Origin of the sequence: Streptomyces poriferorum (assembly GCF_019399235.1) — a bacterium.
GTDB classification, from domain to species: domain Bacteria; phylum Actinomycetota; class Actinomycetes; order Streptomycetales; family Streptomycetaceae; genus Streptomyces; species Streptomyces poriferorum.
This window is the reverse complement of record NZ_JAELVH010000418.1, coordinates 1-4,113: the sequence shown is the minus strand read 5'-3', so window position 1 is coordinate 4,113 and position 4,113 is coordinate 1. Positions and strand designations below refer to the sequence as shown.

Sequence of the window (4,113 nt, the reverse complement as noted above, 5' to 3'; positions counted from 1 at the left end):
GCTTCGGGTCCCGCCCGCCCCGGCCGGATCAGACCTTCAGGATCAGCGCCTCCACCTGCTGGAGCGTGGTCACGCTGGCCTGTGCAGCTGCCCGTGCCTTCGTCAGCTTCTCCATCCACTCGATCCGCTGCTCAGCCGGGAGCGGCTCTTCCTCGAGCTGGACACGCAGGCGGTGCGCCTCCTCGAAGTCCGTCATCAGGGTGTGGGCGGCGTCCACCGCCTTCTGGTAGCCCCCCTCGACGAGCTCGACCCGCGCGGGCAGCTCCCGACGCAGCGCGGCCAGGCGGTCACGCGGGTCGGCAGCCGCCTCGCCGTGCGCGCTGGTCGGGGCACCGGCGTCCGCCGCGTTTCCGGCTTCCGCGGGCGGGTTGACGGTGGTCGCGGACGATGTGGCCGGCACCGGGGTGCCGAGGCTCACGGGGAACAGCTCGTCGAACCACGCCTTGTCGGCGACGTAGCGGGTGGGCCGGCCCTCGGTGTCCGGAGCGATCACCATGCCCTCGGTGATCGCCGTCCGGTCCGGCTCGGCCCAGTGCTGCTCGCCGTAGCAGACCAGGGGCGTACCGTCGTCCGGCTCGGGCGGCCGCGGCGCGTCCGGGTGCTTCAGCACCGCCTTCGCGAACGCGAGCAGCAGAGCCCGGCTGACACCCGGCGCGCCCGCCGTGTACGCCAGTGTCAGGGCGGCGAGAGCGCTCTTGGGGGTGCGGCGTACCCCCTTACGCCCGGCGCCCGCCTCGCTGCCCTGCCCCGGAGTGATGAACGGCTGCGGAGCATGGATCAGCACTGGCGTCATCCGCTGGACCAGCGCGGCCCACGCGGCCGCGTCGCCGGCCTCCGCCCCAAGGAGCAGTTCCGTGAGCGGCCTCGGATCCTGTCCGGCGCCCTCCCTGGTCTCCGTGGTGCCGAAGAGACCGAGGGCGGAGAGGATGTTGCCCCGGTGCACGAAGAGCTGCGCGACGGCTGCGGACCACAGGCGCGTACGCGCCTCGGCGGTCTTCGCCCGGATCTGGCTCCAGGCCGGCTCCTGCAGTGTCCCCCTGACGACCGGCCAGAACCTTCCGGTGTCGCGGACGGCACGCGCGTTCGTCTGCTGCTGGGGCATGGGCGGGATGCCGGGGAACACCAGCGCGGTGATGGCGCTCACTGCTACGTCCCGCAGTGCGACGGGGGAGACGTCGCTGCCCGCGCGCAGCAGCGGTTCCAGCGGGTCGAGCGGCCCGTTGACCGTCAGCGCGTCCCGCACCCCCACCAGGTCGAGAAGGTCCACCCCTCGCGCGTCGGGGAACGCCTCTGCGAGCGCGTCCGCGAGGAGGGACTCCCGGGCGTAGGCGTCGACGAGCGTGGCGAACAGGGCGATCAGCCGCGCGTCCTCGTCGTAGGGCTGGATGCCGCGCAGGTGGTCGTTGACGTTCAGGGCCCGCAGGACGTGTTCCAGGGCCTCGGGCTTGGTGCAGCCGATCACGATCTCCGCGGACACCGTGGCGATCTTCGCGGCCCGGCGTGACGGGTCGGTCGCCTCGGTCTCCGGCTTCGCACCGTCCCGGTTGAGCTTCGCGGAGAGCCGGTTCAGGACCTCCCGCTGACTCAGCAGCAGCGGCTCGGGGCCGTCCTTCTTGTCCTTCGGCATGGGCACGAGGGACTGCGGCATCCCCGTGACCAGGTGTTCCGGGCGCACCTTGAAGACGTCGAGACGGGCCAGTGCCCGGTTGTTCCCGGTCACCGCGGCCAGCCGCCACGGCCTCGACACGGTGCCGTCGGCGTGGGCGATCTGCCACTGCTGCAGGACGTTCATCCCCTTGGAGAGCTGGCCCGTGTCCGCGAGGGACTCGGCCAGGTCGTACCCGCGGGTCTTCCCGGCGCGCTCCAGGTTGTCGGCTGCGTACCGCTGCATGTGCACGGCCACCGCGTAGGGCTGCTCGGTCAGGGTGAGCGCCGCCATCGGCTGCCCGTTCTCCTGGACGGCGCGGACCACCGGGCGCGGGCGCCGGTGGCCCAGCGCGGCGAGCAGGGCGCGCCGCTCGGATTCGAGCTCGTGCACGCGGCGGACGGCGTCCTGGTGCTTCTGCGTGGCCGCGGCCAGGGCCTGCGGTGCGTACGTGTCGTCCCCCGGCGTCCGGCGCAGGGCTTCCCGTGCCTTCTCGGCGGTCTTCGCGCTCTTCGTGGCGTCCTGGAGCGCCAGTTCGGCGGCGACGAGGTCCTTGACGCGCTGGCTGGCCTCCGGTGAGGGCGACGACCAGCAGACGGCGGTGCGGTCGTTGAGGTCCCACGGGAGCACCGCGGCACCGTGGACGTCGCACATCAGCAGGAGCACCTTCTCGTCGCCGGCCTGGACGATCCGGGAGGCGCTGGGCTTGAGGACTCTCCTGTTGCGCGGGGCGGTGATCAGGGCCTTGATCTCGGTGTCCGGGAGCGCGGCGGCCAGACCTTCGAGGACCGCCTCGCGCGGGGGCGGCACAACCTCGTGGTCCGCGCAGGTGTTCTCGATCGCCTCGGCGAGTTTGTCAGCCCAGGCGGGCGCGCTGACCTGCGGGTAGATGTCGTCGGACCGTTTCACGGTCATGGTGTTGTCCTTCCGCCCGGGGCTTCCCGGGTGAGCACAGAGCTCCCGTCTCTCGGGGGCTCTGTCACGCGCCCGAGTGCCGAAGCCTCGTGCCGGCGAGAAGTCAGGCCGACACCCAGGAGGGTGTGCGGCGGTCCTCGCCCCGTACGGTCCACCGGCCAGCGTCCGAAGAACGATGAGCTCCAGAAGCGCCGGGTGGCGCCTGGATCTCTCGCAGCTTGCTCCTGCTCCGCCGGAGGCGGCATGAGGCGGACGCCGGTGATGAGCCACCGACGTGCACCACGGAATCTGCCACCGCCCTTGACCCAACGGCCAACCACAGCATCTGAGTTCACCGGATTAGGTGAACGATGACCCAATCGGCATGCAGGGCCGCCGTGTTGAGGTAAACGGGCGCCGGCGGTCTCGTTCGCACCCGTCGGCGGCGTCTCGTTGCTCACCGGTCACCGGTCACCGCAGAGCCCGCAGGGGCCGTGAGGACGGCAGTCTGCGGGCGGCGTCCTGGCGGCTGGCACCGCGCGGCCGGCTCGCCCCTCGGGCCGTTCGCTTGACTGCTGGCCGCCGTGGTGCGGGCGCAGGGGGAGGGCGGTGTCCGGGCTCTGGGGCCGCTGCTGGACGCGCACCGGCTCCTGGCCGGCGGTGTGGAGGGGCCGCGGGAGACCGTGGAGGCGTGCGTGCGCAACGCGGCCGACGCCCTGCTGAAACGACCCCGATCTGGTGGGCGTGGGGCGGGATCGCCCGGGATTCACCGCCACCTCGGCGACTCCGGCGCCGCCCAAGCCCGCCCGGCTGCCCACCGCCGGGCGCCGCGCCCGCACCGGCACCGTCGGCGTCCTGCTCGGCGCCGGCGACGCGACCGGCGCCTTCGGTTCGCGCGCCGTCGGCGCACGTCGCCGCGCTGCTGGGTCTGGGCGACTCCACGGCCCGCACCGTGGTGTCCCCTGTGTGACCTGCACGGAAGTCACCAACGCTCCGGGCCGCCGATCCCGCGCCGCCCGGTGCCGGACGGGATGTTGCGGGGCCGGCAACACCCAACGCCTGCTGCGGGTGTTGGCCGTTCTCGGCGCGAGCGCTGGGGTCCGGCGGCGATACTGCGCGGGAGCGGACGCGAGCCGGGGCGGGGGAGTGGTGGTGGGCGAGGAGATCGGGCATCCGGCGCTGGCCGGCGGGGCGTGGCCGGTGATCGGCGTACGAGTACGGCGCGAAGGCCGGGGGTTGCGGGCCGCTTCGTGGCGGCCGGCGCCGTACACGGTGCTGGAGGACGTCCTGCTGCCGTGCACCTGGGCGGAGCTGGAAGGGCTCGCGCGGATCGCCGTCGGCCAGTCCCGGGCCCGGGTGTACGTACGCGAACTCGCTGACGCCGGCCCGCTCCTGGTGCTGTGCCTGCGCGGAGCGCCCGGTGCCGTACAGGTCGAGGGGCCGCTGGCCCCGGTGGCCGAGCCCCTGGCCGCCCGGACCCGCGCCGCGGTCCTGCGCGTTGCCGCGGTGCACCGCGCGGCCGGCCGTACCGGACAGCCCAGGTGTGGCGGGCGCGGGCCCGCCAGATCCTGAAG

Annotated in this window: 2 protein-coding genes; one reads left to right on the top strand and one right to left on the bottom strand. The window is 73.6% G+C overall.

Translation table 11 applies throughout. The annotated features are described in order from the left end of the window. Positions 1 to 28 precede the first annotated feature (28 nt). The gene (locus tag JGS39_RS37385; RefSeq protein WP_219574238.1) at positions 29 to 2,560 is read right to left on the bottom strand and encodes a hypothetical protein; all 2,532 of its coding nucleotides are present in this window, start codon (positions 2,558 to 2,560) and stop codon (positions 29 to 31) included. A 1,131-nt stretch (positions 2,561 to 3,691) separates the two neighbouring features. Here JGS39_RS37385 and JGS39_RS37380 point away from each other — a divergent pair. After that, complete coding sequence (locus JGS39_RS37380) at positions 3,692 to 4,111, top strand: hypothetical protein (RefSeq protein ID WP_219574237.1); 420 nt, start codon at positions 3,692 to 3,694, stop codon at positions 4,109 to 4,111. Positions 4,112 to 4,113 lie beyond the last annotated feature (2 nt).

Coding starts and splice junctions, on each gene's coding strand:
- JGS39_RS37385 (WP_219574238.1), bottom strand. CDS start 2,560: ATGACCGTGAAACGGTCCGACGACATCTACCCGCAGGTCAGCGCGCCC.